Source organism: Ruminococcus flavefaciens (assembly GCF_900116855.1).
In the GTDB taxonomy this organism is placed as follows: domain Bacteria; phylum Bacillota; class Clostridia; order Oscillospirales; family Ruminococcaceae; genus Ruminococcus; species Ruminococcus flavefaciens_R.
In genome coordinates this window covers 130783-149032 of sequence record NZ_UETD01000006.1, presented here as the reverse complement: position 1 = coordinate 149032, position 18250 = coordinate 130783, and the positions used below count along the sequence as shown (strand labels likewise).

The window sequence follows — 18250 nt, the reverse complement described above, 5'->3', positions numbered from 1 at the left end:
ATGCATTTTCAATAATACATACAGACGCTTTTTGTGAGTTCCTACAAAGTTCTCGGGGGACTATTGACTCTGACGTTACGTCATGGTCTATACTGAGATCACACGAGAGGAGGTCATTGAGATGATGACGGTAAAACAGGTCAGTGAGCTTACGGGAGTGAGTATACGCACTCTCAGATACTATGACAAGATCGGGCTGCTGAGTCCCTCGGATCACACCGAGGGCGGTTACAGGCTGTATGACGATACGGCACTGGAGAGATTGCAGCAGATACTGCTTTTTCGTGAGCTTGAGTTTCCGCTTAAAGATATAATTGGTATCATGGGGCGGAAAGAATTTGACCGCAGAAAGGCTCTTGATCAGCAGATAGAACTGCTTGAGCTGAAAAAGCAGCACCTTCAGAAGCTTATCGACTTCGCTCGGGGAATAAAAATGTTAGGAGTGAGAGCAGTGGATTTTACTGCATTTGACAGATCAAAGCTTGATGAATACGCACAGAGGGCAAAGGCAGAATGGGGAGATACCCCCGAATACAAGGAGTTTGAGGAAAAGGACAGCAAGCGCACAGCCGCGGAGAACGATCAGCTCACAGAGCGATTTATGACGTTGTTTGCGGAGTTCGGCGAGCTGAAAGGCGGCAGTCCCGACAGTCCCGAGGCGCAGGCACAGGTGAGAAAGCTGCAAAGCTTCATAACCGAGAATATGTACACCTGCACCGATGAGATACTCCGAGGACTTGGAAAGATGTACGCGGCAGGCGGAGAGTTTACGGAGAACATCGACAGGGCAGGCGGAAAGGGTACAGCGGAGTTTACGGCAGCCGCAATAGAGGTTTGCTTAGGCTAACAAATATGATTTGTATGATCTTCTGTGATATAATAAAAAGGTGCTCAATGCACCTTTTTATTTTGCTGAAGGAGAACTTGATATGGAACTTAAACTCGGAGACGTTCAGGAAACCGCACTTATCCCCCTTGCAATAAAGGCAGATGAGAGCAAGAGAAGCGATCACAGGATATACGATGCAAAAGCCGTTGAGATCATCGACGGACTCGGTATAGATACCAAGAAGTACGACAAATATATGTCCCATGAGGGAGTAGTCGCAAGGACCATACTTTTCGACAATGAGGTGAAGAAGCTTCTGGAAAAGTACCCCGATGCCGTGTGTGTCAATATCGGATGCGGCTTTGACGACCGTTTTTCCAGAGTTGACAACGGCAGAGTAAGGTGGTACAATATTGACCTTCCAGACTCCATTGAGCTGAGAAAGAAGGTCTTTTCCGAACGTGAACGCGAGTTCATGAAAGCAGGGGACCTGACAGGCACAGAATGGACAGAGGGCATACCCAATGAGGGCGTTACTATCATCATCGCCGAGGGACTCCTCATGTATTTCAGTGAGGAGCAGGTCAGCTCTCTTTTTGAACATATATGCAGCTATTTCGGAAACGGCTACATACTGGCTGAGATAATGCACCCCTTTGCGGTAAAGAACAGCAGCCACCACGATACAGTAAAGAATACCAAGGCTTCATTCGGCTGGGGAATTGAGAGCGGCAGGGAAGCGGAGTCACTGTGCAGCGGTCTCAGCTTTGTCAAGGAGATAAACTTCTTTGAGGAGATAAAGAAGTATTCTCTCATCGGCAAGATAGGAAGCAAGCTGTTCAATAAAGTTATGGACAGACTGGCGGTTTACAGATTTGAACGATAAAAACAGCCCCGAAGCGTTGAGAAAAACGCCTCGGGGCTTTGTGTTTCAATCGTGGGATCATGCTTTCTTTTTCAGTACAGCTATGGCTGCATAGTGGAGTATATCGAACTTCTCGGGAGCTGTTTCACTAAGGAACTGCATATGCTCCTTTTCCCAGCGGACAGTCTCCTCCTCGGAGAGAGAAGCCTGAACACCGCGGCAGGCTTTCATTCTGCCGTTCCAGCTCTCACGGGTAAAGGGGATACTCACATCGAAGCCTATCTGCTCCTCGATGGTGAAGTGCTCCAGCACGGCTTCATCTATGTGTACCGGCTGCCTTGTCCAGCCGCCGCCCGTCCATGTGGGATTGTATTTCAGCACAAGCTCTTCACTTTTGCCCGCGATAGGATCATCAAAGGGCAGCCATGCCATCTGCATGACGCAGAGCCTGCCGTCGGCGCCGAGCAGATCAGCCAGTATGGGCGCCACGGTCTTGTGGTCGAAGTACCAGAAGCACTGACAGGCAGTTATAACGTCAAAGGTGCCTGACGGGAAGGATATCTCCTCGGCAGGAGCTGCGAAGAAGTCTATATCCATGCCCTCTTTTTCTGCGAGGAGCTTAGCCTGTTCTATCTGGTTCTCGGAGATATCACAGCCCGTCCACTTAGCTCCGAAGCGGTACATATTCCGCGGTATAACACCCGTACCCGTACCGAGGTCAAGGACGTGCTGACCCTTTATGCAGAGTCCTCGTTCTGTCAGGCAGCTGTAGAACTCCTGAGGGTAAATATCTCTGTATTTAGCGTAGCTTTCCGAAGTCTTTCCCCAATCGAAGGCTTTTCCGCCGTCGATATCCTTGTTTATGATGTTCATGGTATCCCTCCTGATGTAAAATATATTACAGTATAGCATATAATACTTTCAATTGCAAGTCATAAAAAAATATCAGTTATTAGTGATAAGTGCTTAGGGTACAGCAGGAGCAGTATTACATATCAGGTGCAAAAAAGTGCATGAAAAAGGCTGTACGGAGCTCCGTACAGCCTTGAATATTATGCATTGGGATCAAGGGAATCTCTCAGGTGGAGAAGATACTCCTGAATGTAGAAAGCGTCATTCGCTGTAAGACCCACTGTGGATCTGTCAACGTCTGCATTTGCTCTGCCCTGATCGGTAATGGTGTATTTATTGGGATTTGCAAGTACCTGCATGATAAGTATAGCATCTGCCAGCTCAACTGTACCGTCACAGTTTGAGTCGCCCCATACCACATTGCTTACGGGAGGAGCTGTTGTGGTTGTGGTAGCAGTCGTGGTAGTTGTAGTCGTGGTGGTAGTTGTCGTTGTTGTGGTAGTTGTGGTAGTCGTTGTAGTTACCACTGTGGGTTCCTTTACGAAAACTGTGTAGTTTATAACATTGCCTGTCATTCCGTTAGTGCCGAGGAGAACCTTTTCGCCTGCCTCGAAGGTCTTCTTGTAAGCCACGAAGTCAACGCCGTTGCTGGACTTAGCGGTGAGCGCCGTCCTTGTGTATCCCGAAAGCCATGAGGGAACCAGATTTGCCTCTTCCTCTCTTGTATCAACGAGGACATATACCTCAGCCTTGTCCGCAGCTGTGAACTCGGCAAGGTCGCCGTCGGTGTTCTTGGAGTTGCAGGCAGTCATGATATATTCGCTGCCCTGAAGCTCGGAAGCCAGCTCTGTGTATGTAAAGTCTCTGTCGCCGTAGATAGGACCGTTTATGCTGTTTGACTCCATGAGCTTCCATGCGAGGGAGTTGTTATAGTCCTTCACAAGAAGGTTATTTACCAGCTTGCCGTTAACGGGCTCGGGAGGAGTATTGTTCATCTTTACGTCGGGTCTTGCGGGCAGCTGAGCCTCTGTGCCGAGGTAGAAGCTGGGGTGAGGAGGCTGATTGTATGAGCTCTGCTCACAGCCTGCCTGCATACGGTACTGCATATCATGCATGAGAGTTGTCAATCTGTACTTTGTCTCGGTGTTCGTGCAGAATATGCGGAGCTTGGAATTGTCCTCAGTCCTGAGCACAAGCTCCTCGCGCCAGTCGCCGAAGATATCTGCGGTAAGACAGGGAACTGCCTTTGTGCTGTTGTTGGAAGCACAGCCTGAAGCTGTAAAAATTGCAGGATAATTGTTTATAGCCGCACCGTCTGTAATGGTGATGTTATCAAGCAGCTCGCGCTCAAGGTCGCCGTCCCAGTAGATAAGGAAGTTTGAAGAAGGCCATTTGTTGCCTATCTGCTTGCCCGTAACGTCGAATACTGCATTAGCAGGTCTTGAGCCCCAGAACTCGGCACCGCTGTTACCTGATACGATATTGTCGGCGCAGCAGCGTCCTGTGTCCTTGTCGCCGTCGTAGTGCCAGATTATCTGACCGTTTCTGCCGTCAACAAGGGAGATACCGTAGTTGCCGTCCTCGTGGCAGATAAATACCTCCTGACCCTCATGATTGGGGTCAAGGTCTCCGACGTGCATAGCGTCGCCGTGCATCTTCTTTGTGGACCAGAGGAGTTTTCCGTCATCGTCGATAGCGCAGGCGCCCATGCAGACCTCCTGCTTGCCGTCATTGTCGAAGTCTGCGACCATTACGTTATGGTTTCCGCAGCCATAAGCAGGATTGGACTTGTCAAATCCTGTGTCGAATACCCACTTCTTCACCAGCTTCTTGTCCTTAACGTCAACAGCTGAAAGGGTAAGTCTTGTATAGTAGCCTCTGCCGTAGATAACAGAGGGGTGAACTCCGTCAAGATAAGCGATAGCGCAGTTATATCGCTCGCAGCGGTTACCGTAGTTGTCGCCCCAAGTGCTCTTGGCGTTGTTGCCGGTAGCAACGCCTCTCGGCACAGGGGAGTCGATGGTATCAAGAGCAGCTCCGGTAGCACCGTCGAATAATGTCATATACTCCGGACCTGTCAGGACAGTACCGTTGCTGTCAACATAGTTTGCGCTTCCATTGCCGATTACCTTGCCTGTGCCGTCAACAGTTCCGTCGCAGGTCTTGGTTATGAACTCAGCCTTGCCGTCACAGTCGAAGTCCGCAACAGCCATCTGTGTATAGTGCTGACCTGCACGGATATTCCTGCCCAGATCTATTCGCCAGAGCTTCTTGCCCGTCAGGGTATAGCAGTCAATGTAGACATTTCCTGTGTAGCCTCCCTGAGAGTTATCCTTTGAGTTTGAGGGGTCCCATTTAAGGAAGATCTCATACTGACCGTCGCCGTCAACATCTCCCACGCAGCAGTCATTGGGGGAGTAGCTGTAAGCCTCGCCGTTGATAGTTCCGCCCTTGGGAACATCAAGTGGTATATCGAAGTAATTGGAGCCGGAGCTGAAATGACAGCCGTCAGAGCTTACCACAGTGCCGTTCACAAGGGTATCAACTCTGTAATTTGAGTTTGCATTGCCGCTTGCGTCCCAGTAGTTGGTGGGATCGCCTGCCTTGCTTGTGTAGATGAGCTGATCGTCGCGGAACAGCTGGAACTCGGCATTATCGTCGTCGTTTGCGTTGAAGCGCCAGCTTACGAACATACCGTTGCCCGACTTGATAGCGTAGATGCCGCGGTCAAGGTACTCCATAATGGCAGCGCCGTTTCCGCCCACTCCGTAGGCTGCATCGGCAGTCAGAAGCGAAGCTGCGCTGAGGTTAGAGGTCGCAGCTATCGCCAGAGAGGCAGCAGCAGCCACGATACGTTTGAATTTTAGGTTCATTTTAATTCCCCCTGTGTGTTTTTTTCATCGTTTCGGAACAAATCAGCTCCATGTCTATTATATTATACTATTTTATTCATGATTTAGCAATGATTTATTGTATCATTTTTCTTTCTTTTTGTACATAATAGTGGACGATATGTACAATAATGTGCTGAAAACGCATTGTCAAGTGCACTATCCGATACATAAACAAAGCCCCGAAACATAAGGGCTACACTCATATAGAATGTTATAGCAAATTATCGGGGAAAAACCTTTCTGAGGAAAGGTTCTCCTCTGACGGAGGCGCGCCCCTCTGTCACTGCGTGACATCTCCCCGCACTGCGGGGAGTCACCCCGAACCCCTTTTCCAAAGACTTTATAACTGAATTTAGCCCAGACAGGGCGCTGCACACAAGATGTGAAAACCAGTATAATACTGGGAGCGCCCTGTCTGGGCTAAATTAAATGCTGAAAGTTTTAGGGGAGGAGTTTGAGGAGAGACCCTTTTTCAAAAGGGTCCTCCTCAATAATAAACTGTAAATCTTCTATATTAGTACCGCCCTTATGCTTCAGGGCTTGTAGTTTCTGTGTCTGCCTATCAGTCGATGTAGATGACTCTGTTATCCTTTCTGGGCGGTATAGGAGCAGCTTCGCCGTCGGGATAACCGAGAGCGAGGTGGCCAATGCCTATATACTTACCGCTGAGACCTGCCTTGTTCAGTATCTCATCACCGAGAGCGCCTTCCATTTCCTCTTTGGCGCGGTGTATCCAGCAGGTACCCAGTCCCAGCTCGTGAGCCTTCAGCATCATGTTGCCGAGGGTGAGACTTCCGTCGTAAACAGAGGTGGGTATCTCCTCGGGAGCAATTACCAGAAGGATAACGGGAGCGCCGTAGAATGGGTCGAAGCCCTTGTCCCAGCCGCCGATAGCACAGTTCTCCTCCATTATACGGTGGCGGAGCTCCTTGTTGGTGACAGCAATGACTACGGGAGCCTGCTTGCCTCTGCCCGAAGCTGCATAAATACCTGCCTCGATGACCTGATCGATGAGAGACTTGTCAGGGAGCTGCGAGGTGAATTTGCGTATGCTTCTTCTTTCCTTGATGATATTTGTAAGATCGTTCATGTCAAGACCTCCTTAAAAAATGTAATATTATTATAGCACCGAGAGCAGTTTTTTTCAAGTATGAGCGGATATTATACTTACGCAAGAAGCGAATCGGAACGCCGAGGGCGGCGTTCCCTACACTAATAAATATTAACTGATATTGTATTATCTAAGATTATATGCTATAATCAGCAGTAAAGGAGATGAGGATATGGTAATAAGACGAGCAGAAAGAACAGATCTGGAAACGGTAAAACGAATAGTGCATGAGACTATAAGAGCGGTCTATCCTCACTATTATCCCAAGGGAGCGGTGGAGTTCTTTATTGCCCACCACAGTCCCGAAAACATCATGAAGGACATAAGCGCAGGCAGCGTGTATATACTTTACGACGGCGGAGTTCCAGCGGGAACGGTAACTGCTGCGGAGAATGAGCTGAACAGGCTTTTCGTGCTGCCGGAATATCAGGGCAGGGGATACGGCGGAAAGCTCCTTGCCTTTGCTGAGGAGCGCATTGCCGAGAGGTATGACAATATAGTTCTTTCCGCGTCACTGCCTGCAAAGCCCATCTACATGAAAAAGGGCTATATTTTCAAGGACTACAACAGTATAGAGTGCAGCGGCGGAGACTACCTCTGCTATGATGAGATGGAAAAGAAGCTGTGAGCGCTCTCAGCCCAGAGCCACGTCCAGTATCATCATGGCGGTGAAGCCTCCTGCGAATGAGATAGTACCCACGTTGGAGTGCTCTCCCTCGGACATTTCGGGGATAAGCTCCTCCACAACGACGTATATCATGGCACCTGCGGCGAAGCTGAGGAGATAAGGCATAGCAGGTATGACAAGACCTGCGGCGAGAATGGTGAGAATAGCTCCCACAGGCTCGGCAGCTCCCGATAGAACTCCCATGAGGAAAGCCTTTGGCTTGCTCATGCCGCCAGCGCGGAGGGGCATAGAGATTATAGCGCCCTCGGGGAAGTTCTGAATGGCGATACCAAGTGCAAGGGCGAAGGCCTCGGCGGCGGAAATGTTGGAATTACCGTAGAAAAGTCCTGCATAGACAACTCCCACAGCCATACCCTCTGGGATATTGTGGAGGGTCACGGCAAGGAGCAGCATGGTATTCTTTGACAGCTTTGCCTTTATGCCTTCCGCCTTGTCGCTGTTCATGTGAAGATGTGGGATGAGTCTGTCGAGCAGCAGCAGGAAAGCTATTCCTGCGAGAAAGCCCGCTGCAGCAGGTATGAATGCCAGACGTCCCATGTTTTCCTCGGACTGCTCTATGGCAGGTATGAGAAGGCTCCAGACGCTTGCGGCGGTCATGACACCTGCGGCAAAGCCTGTAAGTATGCGCTGTATGGTAATGCTGAAGTTGTTCTTCATTGCAAAGACGCAGGCAGCGCCAAGGGACGTGCCAAGAAACGGTATGGAAAGTCCTTTTACAATTTCAAGCATAATTACTCCTTTCATAGTTAGCAATCGCTAACTATTTACATTATAACATAACACAGTTAAAATATCAAGGGCGCAGTGCACTGATGTAACAGTCACCGCGCCCTGTTATTATATTATTCGCGACAGCCTCTGTAAGTGATTGCCATCTGCACAGAGATATCAGAAAAGCCATAGTATCCCGACATTTTATCGGAACACTATGGCTTTGATACTATATCAGTCCAGCTTTGTGAAGCGTCTTACCTCACCTGATTTACCCACGAACATTGCCTTGGGTCTTGCCCAGACCTCGCCGTCCTTGAGTGACTTGTACACCACCAGCTCCTCCATGGTCTCGCTGTGTCTTGCAACTGCGATGACCTCGTATTCGTTGCCCTTGAAGTGGCGGTACTTCGCCCCAACAACTATCTCGGTATCCTTGTCCTCAACGGGCACCTTGTCCTCGGGCTCGATGTTGACGATATCGTCAGCGACGATTATCATAGCCGAATAGGGTCTCATGCGTACATAGGCATTGCCGTTCTCCACCTGAAGGGGAGAAGCTGTGAAAACGTCCACCAGTCTTGACATATGGGTGCCGAAGTTAAGGTCAAAGTCATAGTCTGCAAGGTTAAGGGCAACATAAACGGTCTGCTCGCCCTGCACCTTCTTGAAAAGAAGCTGCTGATTGGTTATCATTATGCGCTCATAGCTGCCTGTTCTGAGGGCAGGGTAAGCGCGGTATATCCGACCAAGCTTTACGATATGCTTATAGAGCGAAACATTCTCGCGCTCCATATCCTGAAGGTGGAGGCAGGGGCGGAGATTATCATCGGAGTTGTTTTCCTTTCTGCCCTCGATGCCGTATTCGCTTCCGTAGTAGATAGATGGGATACCGGGCATGGTGTACATGAGAGTGTATACCAGAGGCAGATGTGCATGGTTGTGGAGAGTACTTGCCAGACGGTTGACATCGTGGTTGTCCACGAAGTTATACAGGTTGATATTGCGGTATATGCCGCCGTTAGCGCCTGACTGCCTGTTGATGGAGTAGTCTATCTCGAAATAGTTCTTGTCGTTGTGTGAGGACCACAGTCCCTTGTAGCACTCATAGTTGGTGACGCTGTCAAGCATCTCGGGGTTGGCCCAGCGGTTGTAGTCTCCGTGGATTATCTCGCCCATGAGCCAGAAATCGGGCTTCTTGCCCTTGCAGAAGCTTCTTATGCGCTTGAAGAAATCGAAGTCGATGCAGTCGGCGGCGTCGAAGCGGATACCGTCTATGTCGAAGGACTCTATCCAGTAATTCACGGCGTCGATGAGGTGGTCACACACACCGGGATTGCGGAGATTGAGCTTGACCAGATTGTAGTGGCCGTTCCAGCCCTCGTACCAGAAGGGGTCGCCGCAGGGGCTTGGACCGCCGAAGTTGAGGTTCTGGAACCAGTCGCAGTACTCAGAGCCCTGACCCTTTTCCTGTATATCAACGAACTGAGGGAATTTTCTGCCGACGTGGTTGAAAACTCCGTCAAGGATAATGCGTATGCCGTTTTCGTGAAGTCTGTCACAAATGAAGCGGAACGAGTTATTGTCACCGAGTCTGCGGTCTATCTTCTTGTAGTCGATGGTGTCGTAGCCATGCTCTACGGACTCAAAAACGGGTCCGAAGTAAACAGCGTCAACGTTCATCTCCTTGAGGTGAGGTATCCAGTCGAGGACCTTGTCAAGACGGTAGGTAACATCCTCGCTTCCGTCATTGAATTTTGGCGCTCCGCAGAATCCCAGCGGATAGATGTGATAGATTATCGCGTTATCGTACCAATTCATAATAACACACTCCTTATTTTTATTTGTTTGAGCCTTCAAGGAAATATGACGCCTCCATATCAGCCACGTTCAGTGCCAGCGCGAGCGGATACATTTCCAGCGCCTTTCCGATGGTACCTCTTTCCTCGGTACCACCGTATGAAAAGCCCATGTGGTAGCGTATTGCGAATGCTTCCTCACGGGTAAGACGGTTCTCACCGTAGAAATAACCCGAGAGTATGTATACGGACTTCTCCCCATGTCCGTAAGGCAGCGTATCATTGATGGCGTAGAAGGGGACTTTTTCCCACTGACCTGTTTCATCGTTCTTCTTGTTGCGCATCTCGACGGTGTAGAAATTCACCTTGCAGATGTCATGGAGAAGGGCAACGAGGGCGATAGTCTCCTCAGAATAGTCCATACCGTAGAGCTCTTTGGTGCGGGGACGTGAAAGGTAGTCCTTCAGGCAGTGGTAAACATTCAGGCTGTGCTGAACGAGCCCTCCCTCATAAGAGCCGTGAAATCTTGTGCTGCTGGGAGCGGTGAAGAAATCGCTTCTCTCGAGAAATTCAAGAAGCTTGTCTGCACCTTCGCGTTTGATGTTTTCCTTGTAGATAGATATGAATTCTTCTTTTGCAGTCATAATGGTACTCCTTAAAATACAATATAATTATTATACCACAAATTGTTATTAAATTCAATAGGTGTATATGATTTTTTTATGGATTTTAACTATAATTGGCAGTACAACTTTTGCGGCAGAAAAAAAGTGGGTGCAGGCACTTGAAATTTCTTCTGAAATATGGCATAATTAAAACATGATCCTTTAGCCGTCAGCCATTGGCATCGTAAGGATTGTATTATCCGTATGTCTGAGCGGCGAAGCCGCTGCCAAGGGCTAAGTGCTAAAGGCTGACAGCTTCATAAATACGGCGTCCGCAGCCGAAAAGCGGAAGTTAAGGAGGGACTTATGTCTAACCAGCTTTGTATAGTCCTCGATTTCGGAGGTCAGTACAATCAGCTCATCGCAAGAAGAGTCAGAGAGTGCGGCGTATACTGCGAGATCAAGAGATTTGACACGCCAATAAGCGAGATCAAGGCGATGAACCCGACCGCTATCATTTTCACAGGCGGTCCCAACAGTGTTTACGATCCAAGCTCGCCCCATATCTCGGAGGAGATATTCAGTATCGGCGTACCGATCCTCGGTATCTGCTACGGATGTCAGCTCATGGCGTACACTCTCGGCGGCAAGGTAGAGAGCTGTGAGAAAAGCGAATACGGAAAGATCGAGATCTCTCAGAACAGCGGAAGCCTTATATTTGAGGGCGTTCCCGAAAAGAGCGTAGTATGGATGAGCCACACCGATTTCGTAAGTCAGCTTCCCGAGGGCTTCAGTGTAACGGCAAAGTCTGCGGACTGTCCCTGTGCCGCATTTGAAGCACCCGAGAGAAAGCTCTATGCAGTGCAGTTCCACCCCGAGGTGACACACAGCGAATACGGTAAGCAGATACTCCATAATTTCTTATATAACGTGTGCGGCTGCACAGGCGACTGGGTAATGGATGATTTCATCGAGAACACAGTTGCGAAGCTCCGCGAGCAGATAGGCGACAAGAAGGTAATACTGGGACTTTCAGGCGGAGTAGACTCCTCAGTCGCAGCAGGACTTCTCAGCCGTGCAGTTGGCAAGCAGCTTACCTGCGTATTCGTGGATCAGGGACTCATGCGCAAGGACGAGGGAGACTTCGTCGAGGAGACCTTTACAAAACTTTTTGATATGAACTTTGTCCGTGTAAACTGCAAGGAGCAATTCCTCAAGGCGCTCAAGGGCGTCAGCGACCCCGAGCAGAAGCGTAAGATAATCGGCACAGAGTTCTATAACGTATTCTGGGACAAGATAAGAGAGCAGGGAACAGACGGATTCTTCGCACAGGGAACCATCTACCCCGACCGAATCGAATCGGGCAGAGGAAATCAGGCAGGTCACGGCAGTACAGCCGTCATCAAGACCCACCACAACATGGTAAAGATGCCCGAGGACATCAAGTTCGCAGGGACCATCGAGCCTCTGGGTGACCTGTTCAAGGACGAGGTAAGACAGGTCGGCGAGAAGCTTGGAATCCCCCATGATCTTGTGTGGAGACAGCCATTCCCGGGACCGGGTCTCGGAGTTCGTATCATCGGCGAGATAACCGAGGAGAAGATAAAGATACTTCAGGAAGCAGACGCAGTATTCCGTGACGAGATACGCAAGAGCGGCATAGAGTCGGAGCTCAAGCAGTTCTTTGCAGTTCTTCCCGACGTGCGTACAGTAGGCGTAATGGGCGACCACCGTACATACGACCACCTTATCGCTATACGCGCAGTTACCACCGATGACTTCATGACAGCTGACTGGGCGCGTATCCCCTATGATGTGCTTGCGAGGGTATCCAACCGTCTCTGCAACGAGGTAGAGCACGTTAACAGAGTAGTGTATGATATAACCTCCAAGCCTCCGGGAACCGTGGAGTGGGAATAATTCCTGCACATTGATTAATAAAAGTGAAAGAGCTGACCAGGCGGTCAGCTCTTTTTTTAGTTATTGTAAAGCTATATTTCCATTGAGATAACGAATGTGGTGTATCTTATCTCCTATCATGCTCATGGTGGTTCATTCCTTAATTATGTTCTGTTTGGCAAAATACTCTGATTATACTAAATGCTTGATTCTTTTACTTGAATCCAAATCATTATTCAAATGCCCTCTTAATGTTTCGTAGCTTGCGACAAGCGGCGTTAGCAAAGCATTGAAAACACCGGTTTCATCTTGAATAGGAATCTCTACAACAACCTTATGATAGCTGTCAAAAAATAAAGTTGAACAGTTTCCGACAATTTTACTGTCGTCTGGCATTTCCAAGTGTTCCAAAATCTGTTTCCTAAGTTCTTCATTATGCTTGGCGGTATACATTTGCTCAAAAGGTTTAATCATGGTATCACACTCCTGAGAATAATGGTTTATCTGCATTATAACATATTTGTTTAGGATAGTCCATAAAGAATATCCATATCCACATCTCCAACAATACCGGGGATATGACCGTAGGCGCTTGCCTGCCAGATAGCGTAGTCTCCCTCGTAGTCGGTCTCGTCGACGAAGTGAGCCAGCCAGACGGGGTGAGAAGCCTTTGTGCGTTCGCTCCAGAAGTTATTGAGGAAGTTCTTACTGCTGTAGAGCATAGCGGAGTAGCCGCACTTTTCCATTTCGTCAGCGAAGGCAGCATATATGTCATTGAGGTCCTTGATGCTCATGCCGTATTTCTGGAAGTTTCCGAACTCCTCCCAGTCGAAGGCGACGGGGAAGTCCAGCTGCTGACCGTTCAGGTTATCGGCTATCCAGCGGGCGTGTTCGCGGACGCCCTCCTCGGAGTTATCGGTGGTATAGAAGTAAACGCCCACATCGAGACCTGCGGCGGTAGCGTTCTCGATATTCTGGCGGAAGTAGTCGTCCATGGTGATCTGGCTGTAGTAATAGCCGATACGGATAATGACGAAGCTGCACCCTGCGTCGCGGACCGCGTTGTAGTCTACATTGGTCTGCCATGCAGATACATCGATACCGAAGCGGACACCCTCCTGATCGTATCTTGCGATGAAGTCGCTGTAATCCACTCTCGGGTTATTGTCAACGGGAGCAGGCACCTGATCCACCACAGATATAGTCAGGTCCCATGAAACGGAATTGCCGGAGCTGTCCGTGGCGGTGGCGGTCAGTGGATAATCGCCCACAGCGTTGGGGTCGACATCTCCCTCGTATGTGAGAGTGGGAGCCTTATCGAAGTTATCCGCAAAGCCGACGTAGTTGTTGAGGTCGAATGGAGTCCCCACCTTATGATTGGGAGTCCATCCTGCATTGAGCACGATGGGAGCGGTAGTATCAATGACGCTGTACTGAAGCTTCTGCGTGAACTCGTTTCCTCCGTAGATATAAGGTATCTCCACCTCATAAACGCCGGTATCCGAGGTGTTGAGCAGGACATCTCCGTCCTTGAGGTCCACGTTTTTTTCGGTAATGAAGTCCTTGAGCTTTATTTCCTCATAGACCTCAACGGATTCCTTGCCCTTGAGCACCAGATCCTTGGGAGGTTCGGGCTTTGCGGCAGCAGTGGTGGTAGTTGTCACAGGTTTAGAAGTCACAGCGGCAGCAGAAGTGCCGACTGAGGTCGTAACAGCTGAGGTGGTATTCACCTCAACGGAAACGCTTACAGTATTGCTGACTTTTTTGCCGCCGCAGCCTGTGAGGAGGCAGAGTGCAGCAAAAACGGGTATAATATATTTTGATCTCATGTTGTTCCTTTCGGCAGATGTGATTTATCGTGTAAAGATATAATCAATTATATCATAAGATGAGCCGAATGTAAAGAAAAACTATATCATGTGCGGAAAGAATGAGTACAGATTTGACTTTTTATGAGCTGTTTGCTATAATAGCAGTAATTACTTTGTGGAAATAAGATGCCTCTTGGAGAACATCTTGAAAAAACACAGCAGCGGAAAGGAAGTGCGGCGATGAGCAGGCTTGCAGATCGTATTAATGATGACAATGGCTTTATGGTAAAGCTTCGTATGGACAGTAGATTTGATTTAAAGGACTATGATGATATAAAGTCAGCTCTGAAGGATGTGATCTCAGGGTGGAAAAGTGACGGAAAGGTAAGCACTGAGGATTTTGTGGCTTTTCTTGACCTTATTCAGTGCCTTGCAGGAGGGAGCCGCTTCTGGAGCGATGAAACAGCGCTGATGGCTGAGGATGCCGAGCTGGAGCTTATGGAAATTATCCATGATGAGCTGGATCTGTAAGTGCAAATCCGATAACAGCAGTCCTCTGCGGCATAAATGAAAGGAATAACATATGGTAACAGATGCACATATACATCTTCCGTGGCAGGAGCCCGACCTTGACGCAAAGAGGGACAGGCTCATGGCGGAGCTTGACAAAAACGGCGTCAGCAGCGGAGTAGTCATAGCTGATTCAGAGCTTGAAAGCGTTATCGGCTCCGCCGCAGAGTGTGCGGAGCTTTTCCGCGGCAGCGATAATATAAGGGTAGTTGCTGGCATAAGCCCTCTTATCAGCTTTGAGGGGCAGCTCCGACTTTGCAGGGAGCTTCTTGACTGCAGGGACATAGCAGGGCTGAAGGTGTACACAGGTCATGAGGACTTTTACTGCACCGACAGCAGCCTTTTCCCCGTGTATGACCTTGCAGCGGAGTACCGTGTGCCCGTGCTTTTTCACACGGGCTGGGACAACTCTCACTATGCTTCTCCCGAGCGGATGAAGGAGCTTGCTGAGAGCCGTCCGCAGAACACGTTTGTTTACTGCCATTGTTTTTATCCCGACACTGAAAAGTGCTTTGAGGTGCTTGGGGACTGCGGCAACGTCATGTTTGACACATCCTCGCTGGCGGACAGTGAGGAGCATATCCCTGCCATAGCCGAAAGCCTCGAGGGAGCAATTGAGCGTATGCCATACAGGATAATGTATGGCTCGGACTACGGAAGCTGTGACATGGGAGCCCATATCCGCTTTGCGGAGGGACTTCACCTGACAGATACCCAGCGGCGCCTTTTCATGTGGGGGAATGCAGCAAGGCTCTACGGCATAATGCAGGGACGGCGTCCACGTTGAAAGCGGACGTTGCTTTATTGGTGAATAAGTGTTATAATATCAATGCATGAAAGGAGGCGAAGCATATGGACTACATCTGCAAGATGTGCGGCGGTATCATATCCCCCGATGACGGTACGGGAGTATGCGACTGTGAGCACTGCGGCTCACGGCAGACCTATCCGCTGCGGTATTTCGGCGACCATGCGGAGATGTACAACAGAGCCTGTCAGCTTCGCCTCAAGACGGATTTTGAGGGAGCGGAAAAGCTTTTCACGAAGCTGTCCGAGGAGATTCCCAACGAGTCCGAGGGCTTCTGGGGAGTGCTCATGTGCCGCTGCGGACTTGAATACGAGGACGACCCCATTTCGGGCATGAAGATACCCGTTTGCAGCAGGACTGAGACGGGAGAGATAACTGCCGACCCCAACTATCATGCTGCCCTGCTTACCGCAACTCCGTCGCAGGGAGCCTTCTATCGCAGAGAGGCGGCTGCACTGGAAATGCTGCGCCGCGAGACTGTTGAGAGGGTAGGTACAGGCGAGAAATACGATGTGTTCATCTGCTGCCGCCTGACCGATGACAGCGGACGAGCCACCACCGACAGTGTAGTTGCTGAGGAGATATGCCACCAGCTCACCGAGGAGGGCATGAAGGTATTCTACGCTCCCGTAACGCTGACGGACATCTCCGAGAGTGAGTATGAGCCCTATGTGAATGCAGCCATAGGAAACTCATCTGCGCTGCTTGCAGTGGGCTGCAAGGCGGAGAATTTTGCCGTACCGAAATTCAGAAGCGAGTGGAGCAGGTGCGGAGCTGCCGTAAAACGGGGCGAGAGCAGGCTGCTCTATGTCTGCATAAAGAATACAGACCCCCGTGACCTTCCCACTGAGCTGAGGGAGTACCCTGTCAAGGACGTTACGCGGATGGGATTTCTGACGGAGGTCATAAGGAGTATAAACGCTCTCGGAGACAGCAGCGGCAGCCGTCCGAGGAGCATAGCGAAAAAGACTCCCGAGAAGCTTATCCGCCGCATGAAGATATTCCTTGCGGACGAGGATTTCGATGCCGCCGAGGAGTACAGCGGACTTATACTTGACGCGGACCCATACTGCTGGCAGGCGCATTTTGCAAGATTTCTGGCGGACAACGGCTGCCGCAGCACCGATGACCTTATGCTTGAGGAGATGGTGGGCAGCTTTGCCGATGACTATATAGAGCGGTTTGGCTTTGATTTTACAGATGACGATATCTACCGCGCCCAGCTTTCCGATATGCTGGGAAGCTCTCTCCGCAGCGCACTCCGCTTTGCAGAGGGGGAGGACAGTGTCAGGCTGACTACTCTCTACGAGCGCTTCGTGAGTGCAGTCAGGGACTCGATTTTTGTCAGGGAGCAGGAGCAGATAGACAGCGAGGAGCAGGCTGAGATGGAGAAGCTCCGACGGCTCCATGCGGAGGAGGAGACAGAGAGGGAGTCGCGAAAGCGCAAAAAGCAGGTTATTAAAGCACGCTTTCTGGGATATATGGCGGTCATTGCCGCAGTACTTCTGGTACTTGCCATAAAGTTCCATTTCAAGTTCGCCATAGTTCTGATAGCAGTGCTTGTGGTGCTTATGATATTGGTGTTTGCAGGACTTGAAAAATAAAACAGCCCCTGAGCATATAAGTGTTTCTATTGACAATACGGCAATGTCATGCACATAAATCGGAATTTAACACCTTCGGTGTTAAATTCCGAAGCCCTTAGCCTTTAGCTTTTAGCCATTAGGAAGCGGCTTCGCCGCTTTATTATCGGGCGGCGGAACGCCGTCCCCTACATTAGGCTAACGGCTAATGGCTATGGGCTAACGGCTTAAATCATAATTTAGCAAAGCTAAATTATGATTTATCTTAGCAATCGTATAAAATACAATGCCCCGAAGCATTTTAAAGTGCTTCGGGGCAAAATGTCTATATGGTTATCTGTAATATTTGCTCAGGGGCTTGATTTTATCGTTTATCCTCGGACTGTCTGAACTGTAAAGGCGTGAGACCGTAGGAGCTTCCGAAAAGCTTTACGAAATAGGAGGTATTGCTGTATCCCACATTGACACCCACGTCCTTGACGGAGAGGTCGGTAGTCCTGAGCAGCTCCGCAGCCTTGTTCAGACGGCTGGTGATAACGTCCTTGTTGACGCTGACGCCGAAGGTTTCGGTATAGAGGTGCTGGAAGCGTGAGCGGCTGAGAGATAGCTCCTTAGCCATATCGTCGATGGAGTAGTCTCTGCCGGGCCAGCGGTAAATGGACTGGCGTATCCACAGCAGCTTTTCGGAGTAGATACCCTCGGGACGGTCGGTGAAGGTACGCTTTTTGCTGAGCTTTTCCGATGTCTTGTACATAAGCAGCTGATAATAAAGGTCGATAGCCTTTTCCTTAAATGTGTTTGTTGAGTAGTGTTCAAAGCACATACTGCGTATCATTTCCGACATTTCCGTTATGTCGGTTATATCCACGGGACGGTCGAGAGGGATATTCAGCTCCTCCATCATCTTCTGTTCATTCTCATCGGGGAAGAAGTGCATCCAGTCGTCGAAGTATTCGGTGCTGGCAGGATAGTAATATTGAGGCGTATCGGGACGGAATATGATGAACGAATGAGCGCCTGTGCGGATATCCTTGCCATTTATCCTGAAATGTGCGGGGGTCTTTACTATGAGCATGAGCCAGCTTTCTGTGCCGTTTGGTCTGTCTATGCAGAAACTTCTGCCGTGTCTGTGATTGTAGCCTATTTCGACCATTTTCATGAGCTTTCCCTCCTTTGACAAATTACGGGAATATTATACCATAGTGAAGACGGGCGTGTCAATTAC

The 18250-nt window shown here is 49.6% G+C and carries 16 protein-coding genes; 7 read left to right on the top strand and 9 right to left on the bottom strand.

Annotation, left to right across the window (positions count from 1 at the left end; genetic code table 11):
• Positions 1–121 precede the first annotated feature (121 nt).
• Together DSZ37_RS07590 and DSZ37_RS07585 are read left to right on the top strand one after the other, a co-directional pair.
• The gene (locus DSZ37_RS07590; RefSeq protein ID WP_109726315.1) at positions 122–847 is read left to right on the top strand and encodes a MerR family transcriptional regulator; all 726 of its coding nucleotides are present in this window, start codon (positions 122–124) and stop codon (positions 845–847) included.
• Between the two features lie 82 nt (positions 848–929).
• Positions 930–1715: a class I SAM-dependent methyltransferase gene (locus DSZ37_RS07585; protein ID WP_109726314.1), complete on the top strand. Its 786-nt coding sequence runs from the start codon at positions 930–932 to the stop codon at positions 1713–1715.
• A gap of 57 nt (positions 1716–1772) precedes the next feature.
• Here DSZ37_RS07585 and DSZ37_RS07580 read toward each other — a convergent pair whose 3' ends face one another.
• The 3 genes from DSZ37_RS07580 to DSZ37_RS07560 form a co-directional block, all read right to left on the bottom strand.
• Positions 1773–2567, bottom strand: a complete 795-nt coding sequence (locus DSZ37_RS07580; RefSeq protein ID WP_109726313.1) for a class I SAM-dependent methyltransferase — start codon at positions 2565–2567, stop codon at positions 1773–1775.
• A 179-nt stretch (positions 2568–2746) separates the two neighbouring features.
• A complete protein-coding gene (locus DSZ37_RS07570) occupies positions 2747–5419 on the bottom strand; it encodes a cellulose 1,4-beta-cellobiosidase (protein ID WP_181380270.1) in 2673 nt (890 codons plus the stop codon).
• Between the two features lie 583 nt (positions 5420–6002).
• Positions 6003–6530 carry a nitroreductase gene (locus DSZ37_RS07560; protein WP_109726311.1) on the bottom strand — a complete coding sequence of 176 codons (528 nt, stop codon included), beginning with the start codon at positions 6528–6530 and terminating at the stop codon, positions 6003–6005.
• A 193-nt stretch (positions 6531–6723) separates the two neighbouring features.
• Here DSZ37_RS07560 and DSZ37_RS07555 point away from each other — a divergent pair, with 193 nt between their 5' ends.
• Positions 6724–7179, top strand: a complete 456-nt coding sequence (locus DSZ37_RS07555) for a GNAT family N-acetyltransferase (protein WP_109726310.1) — start codon at positions 6724–6726, stop codon at positions 7177–7179.
• 6 nt (positions 7180–7185) lie between these two features.
• Here the strand turns inward: DSZ37_RS07555 and DSZ37_RS07550 are convergent, their stop codons facing one another.
• From DSZ37_RS07550 to DSZ37_RS07540, 3 genes are all read right to left on the bottom strand, one after another.
• On the bottom strand, positions 7186–7968 hold the full coding sequence (locus tag DSZ37_RS07550) for a ZIP family metal transporter (RefSeq protein WP_109726309.1): 783 nt from the start codon (positions 7966–7968) through the stop codon (positions 7186–7188).
• A gap of 216 nt (positions 7969–8184) precedes the next feature.
• On the bottom strand, positions 8185–9771 hold the full coding sequence (locus DSZ37_RS07545; protein ID WP_109726308.1) for a DUF1653 domain-containing protein: 1587 nt from the start codon (positions 9769–9771) through the stop codon (positions 8185–8187).
• Between the two features lie 19 nt (positions 9772–9790).
• The gene (locus DSZ37_RS07540) at positions 9791–10393 is read right to left on the bottom strand and encodes an HD domain-containing protein (protein ID WP_109726307.1); all 603 of its coding nucleotides are present in this window, start codon (positions 10391–10393) and stop codon (positions 9791–9793) included.
• Between the two features lie 327 nt (positions 10394–10720).
• On the opposite strand from DSZ37_RS07540, the gene guaA reads away from it, so the two are divergent.
• A complete protein-coding gene (guaA, locus tag DSZ37_RS07535; RefSeq protein ID WP_109726306.1) occupies positions 10721–12274 on the top strand; it encodes a glutamine-hydrolyzing GMP synthase in 1554 nt (517 codons plus the stop codon).
• A 171-nt stretch (positions 12275–12445) separates the two neighbouring features.
• On the opposite strand, the gene DSZ37_RS07530 is transcribed toward guaA, so the two are convergent.
• The gene (locus DSZ37_RS07530) at positions 12446–12727 is read right to left on the bottom strand and encodes a hypothetical protein (protein WP_109726305.1); all 282 of its coding nucleotides are present in this window, start codon (positions 12725–12727) and stop codon (positions 12446–12448) included.
• Between the two features lie 50 nt (positions 12728–12777).
• The gene (locus DSZ37_RS07525) at positions 12778–14082 is read right to left on the bottom strand and encodes a GH25 family lysozyme (RefSeq protein ID WP_109726304.1); all 1305 of its coding nucleotides are present in this window, start codon (positions 14080–14082) and stop codon (positions 12778–12780) included.
• Positions 14083–14304: 222 nt separating this feature from the next.
• On the opposite strand from DSZ37_RS07525, the gene DSZ37_RS07520 reads away from it, so the two are divergent.
• The 3 genes from DSZ37_RS07520 to DSZ37_RS07510 all read left to right on the top strand — a co-directional run bounded on the left by DSZ37_RS07520 (position 14305) and on the right by DSZ37_RS07510 (position 17046).
• The gene (locus DSZ37_RS07520) at positions 14305–14595 is read left to right on the top strand and encodes a hypothetical protein (protein ID WP_109726303.1); all 291 of its coding nucleotides are present in this window, start codon (positions 14305–14307) and stop codon (positions 14593–14595) included.
• 52 nt (positions 14596–14647) lie between these two features.
• The gene (locus DSZ37_RS07515) at positions 14648–15421 is read left to right on the top strand and encodes an amidohydrolase family protein (protein WP_109726302.1); all 774 of its coding nucleotides are present in this window, start codon (positions 14648–14650) and stop codon (positions 15419–15421) included.
• A gap of 65 nt (positions 15422–15486) precedes the next feature.
• On the top strand, positions 15487–17046 hold the full coding sequence (locus tag DSZ37_RS07510) for a hypothetical protein (RefSeq protein WP_109726301.1): 1560 nt from the start codon (positions 15487–15489) through the stop codon (positions 17044–17046).
• A gap of 343 nt (positions 17047–17389) precedes the next feature.
• Here DSZ37_RS07510 and DSZ37_RS07505 read toward each other — a convergent pair whose 3' ends face one another.
• Entirely contained in the window at positions 17390–18184 is a 795-nt protein-coding gene (locus DSZ37_RS07505; RefSeq protein WP_109726300.1) for an AraC family transcriptional regulator, read from the bottom strand.
• Positions 18185–18250: the final 66 nt, after the last annotated feature.

Bases quoted from the DNA above. Each gene is read 5' to 3' on its own strand.
- DSZ37_RS07590 (WP_109726315.1), top strand. From the start codon at position 122: ATGATGACGGTAAAACAGGTCAGTGAGCTTACGGGAGTGAGTATACGC.
- DSZ37_RS07585 (WP_109726314.1), top strand. From the start codon at position 930: ATGGAACTTAAACTCGGAGACGTTCAGGAAACCGCACTTATCCCCCTT.
- DSZ37_RS07580 (WP_109726313.1), bottom strand. From the start codon at position 2,567: ATGAACATCATAAACAAGGATATCGACGGCGGAAAAGCCTTCGATTGG.
- DSZ37_RS07570 (WP_181380270.1), bottom strand. From the start codon at position 5,419: ATGAACCTAAAATTCAAACGTATCGTGGCTGCTGCTGCCTCTCTGGCG.
- DSZ37_RS07560 (WP_109726311.1), bottom strand. From the start codon at position 6,530: ATGAACGATCTTACAAATATCATCAAGGAAAGAAGAAGCATACGCAAA.
- DSZ37_RS07555 (WP_109726310.1), top strand. From the start codon at position 6,724: ATGGTAATAAGACGAGCAGAAAGAACAGATCTGGAAACGGTAAAACGA.
- DSZ37_RS07550 (WP_109726309.1), bottom strand. From the start codon at position 7,968: ATGCTTGAAATTGTAAAAGGACTTTCCATACCGTTTCTTGGCACGTCC.
- DSZ37_RS07545 (WP_109726308.1), bottom strand. From the start codon at position 9,771: ATGAATTGGTACGATAACGCGATAATCTATCACATCTATCCGCTGGGA.
- DSZ37_RS07540 (WP_109726307.1), bottom strand. From the start codon at position 10,393: ATGACTGCAAAAGAAGAATTCATATCTATCTACAAGGAAAACATCAAA.
- guaA (WP_109726306.1), top strand. From the start codon at position 10,721: ATGTCTAACCAGCTTTGTATAGTCCTCGATTTCGGAGGTCAGTACAAT.
- DSZ37_RS07530 (WP_109726305.1), bottom strand. From the start codon at position 12,727: ATGATTAAACCTTTTGAGCAAATGTATACCGCCAAGCATAATGAAGAA.
- DSZ37_RS07525 (WP_109726304.1), bottom strand. From the start codon at position 14,082: ATGAGATCAAAATATATTATACCCGTTTTTGCTGCACTCTGCCTCCTC.
- DSZ37_RS07520 (WP_109726303.1), top strand. From the start codon at position 14,305: ATGAGCAGGCTTGCAGATCGTATTAATGATGACAATGGCTTTATGGTA.
- DSZ37_RS07515 (WP_109726302.1), top strand. From the start codon at position 14,648: ATGGTAACAGATGCACATATACATCTTCCGTGGCAGGAGCCCGACCTT.
- DSZ37_RS07510 (WP_109726301.1), top strand. From the start codon at position 15,487: ATGGACTACATCTGCAAGATGTGCGGCGGTATCATATCCCCCGATGAC.
- DSZ37_RS07505 (WP_109726300.1), bottom strand. From the start codon at position 18,184: ATGAAAATGGTCGAAATAGGCTACAATCACAGACACGGCAGAAGTTTC.